The sequence below is a fragment of the Frankia gtarii genome (assembly GCF_025403375.1).
Lineage (GTDB): Bacteria > Actinomycetota > Actinomycetes > Frankiales > Frankiaceae > Frankia > Frankia gtarii.
Genome location: NZ_JAMPTM010000475.1, coordinates 1 through 2,481 on the forward strand (window position 1 = coordinate 1; position 2,481 = coordinate 2,481).

A 2,481-nucleotide genomic window follows, 5' to 3' on the forward strand; every position below is an offset into this window, starting at 1 on the left:
CCACCGCTCGGAGCCTGCTCCAGCACAACATGGGCGTTGATGCCGCCGAAGCCGAAGGCGTTCACCCCGGCCCGGCGCGGCGAACCCGGCTCGACCACCCATGTCCCGGCGCGGCGCACGGGGGTGAAGCGGCTTGCCTGCAGGGCCGGATGCGGGTCGTCGCAGTGCAGGGTGGGGGGAAGCGTCCGGTGGTGCAGGGCGAGGACGGCCTTGATGAGCCCGGCCATGCCGGCGGCCGGCATGGTGTGCCCGATCATGGATTTGACCGACCCGATTCCGACCATGGGCAGGCCGGATTCCGCCGGCCCGAAGACACCGCGCAGGGTGGCGAGCTCGGCCGCGTCACCCGCGCGGGTCGCGGTCCCGTGCGCCTCGATGAGCCCGACCGCGTCGGGTGCGGTCGGGTCGAGGCCGGCGTCGTCCCAGGCGCGGCGCACGGCGAGCATCTGCCCCTCGGCGGCGGGCGCCAGCAACGTGGCCGCCCGCCCGTCGCTGGCCGTTCCCACCCCGCGGATCACCGCGTAGATCCGCTCGCCGGCACGCTGGGCGTCAGCGAGCCGTTTGAGCAGGACCATCCCGACGCCCTCGCCGAGCAGGATCCCGTCCGCCGCCCGGTCGAACGGGCGGATCCGTCCGCTGGTCGACAACGCACGAAGATGGGAGAAGACGTTCCAGAAGGTCACGTCGGGGCCGAGATGCACGCCGCCGACGATCATGGCGTCGGCCCGGCCGGCCCGCAGCTCGCGCACGGCGGCCTCGGTCGCGATCAGGGACGACGCGCAGGCGGCGTCGATCGTGTAGGCGGGGCCGCGCAGGTCGAGGCGGTTGGCGATCCGCGAGGCGGCGAGGTTCGGGACCAGCCCGATCGCGGCGTCGGGCCGTTCCGGGCCGAGCGATGCCACCAGCGCGGCGCGCACCCGCTCGACCGCGTCGGCGCCCAGCCCCGGCAGCACCTCCCGCAGGGTGACCGCCACCTGATGCGCGATCTTGACCCGCTGTTCCAGCCGGCCGACGCCGGGTCCGACATAGCCGCCGCGGCCGATGACCACCCCGGTGCGCCCGCGGTCCCCGACCGACGCGGGTCCACCGGCGTCGTCGATCGCCTCGGCGGCGAGGCGCAGCGCGAGCAGCTGGTCCGGCTCCGTCCAGTCCACGCCCAGGGGGACGATGCCGAACCGGGTCGGGTCGAAGTCGGCGAACTCGTCGACGAAGCCACCCCGAAGCTCACCGAGGCCGGGGATGTCGGTATCCCAGCGGCCCGGCGGGGCGTCGCGGATCGCGTCGACCCCGTCGACGATGTTCCGCCAGTACGACGCGAGATCACCCGCCCCGGGGAAGAGCGCCGCCATCCCCACCACGGCGACGGCGTCGTCACCGTCGACCACGGTCCGCTCAGCCACCGAAGGCCTCCGGGGTGCCGCACATGTACACGACCTGCGCCGGGCCCGCCGGGCCGGCACCCAGCTCGCGCAGGAGGGCCGCCACCCCCTCGTCGGGGTCGATGAGGCCGATCCCCCGCCGGGCGTACTCCCGTTCGAGCGCCGGGGTGACCATGCCCCGTCCGGTCGCCTCGCCCCGTCCGGTCGCCTCACTGCCCCAGGGGCCCCAGTCCACGCTGACGACCCGGCCGTCGACCCGCTCCCCCCAACTGTGGGCGAGGCGGTCGAGGGCGTCGTTCGCCGCGGCGTAGTCGGCCTGGCCGCGGTTGCCGAAGACGCCGGCGACGCTGCCGAACAGCACGACGAACCCCGTCTCCGGCCGCAACGCGGCCATGAGCGCCCGAGCCCCGTCGACCTTGGTGGTGTAGACGCGGGCGAACGACTCCGGCGACTTGTCGCGCAGCAGCCGGTCCTCGAGGACCCCCGCCCCGTGGATCACACCGTCGAGACGGCCGTGCCGCGCGTGGACATCGGCGACCACCGCGGCGACGGCGGCCGCGTCCCGAACGTCCACGGCGTGGTAACGCACGGACGCGGCCTGGCCGCCCAGGGCCGCCAGGGTGTCGGTGATCTCGCGTTCGGCCAGGAGCCGGGCCGCCGCCGCCTCGATCTGCGCCGGCCGCGTCAGTCCCGACCCGATGAGCGCCTGTCGCAGAGCGCCCGGATCGGCCGCGGCGGCGGTGGCGGGATCCTCCGGCCCGACCGGGAGTGCGGTCCGCCCGATCAGTTCGATCGCGCATCCCGTCCGCCTGGCCAGGGCGACCGCAACCCGGGCGGTGATCCCGCGGGCGCCGCCGGTGAGAAGGACGACCGACGACGGCCCGAGTCCGAGGGGGGTCATCGCGGCGTCCACCAGAGGGCTCTCGCGCAGCCGCGGCGTGACGCGCACCCCCTCCCGGTATCCGACGACAACCGGCCCGCCCTCGGCGAACATCTCGGCGAGCACACCCTCGGCGAGGGCACCCGGGGCCTGCTTCGCATCGACGTCGACCAGCCGAACATGCGTGGTCGTGATCTCCCGGGCCACCGATTGCAGCAGCCC

The 2,481-nt window shown here is 75.0% G+C and carries 2 protein-coding genes; both read right to left on the bottom strand.

The window, feature by feature from the left end; translation table 11 throughout:
• A partial coding sequence (locus NBZ83_RS31590) for a beta-ketoacyl [acyl carrier protein] synthase domain-containing protein (RefSeq protein WP_261576450.1) occupies window positions 1-1,349 on the bottom strand: 1,349 nt, incomplete at its 3' end.
• 43 nt (window positions 1,350-1,392) lie between these two features.
• The coding region (locus NBZ83_RS31595) for an SDR family NAD(P)-dependent oxidoreductase (RefSeq protein WP_261576449.1) at window positions 1,393-2,481 on the bottom strand (1,089 nt) is incomplete at its 5' end.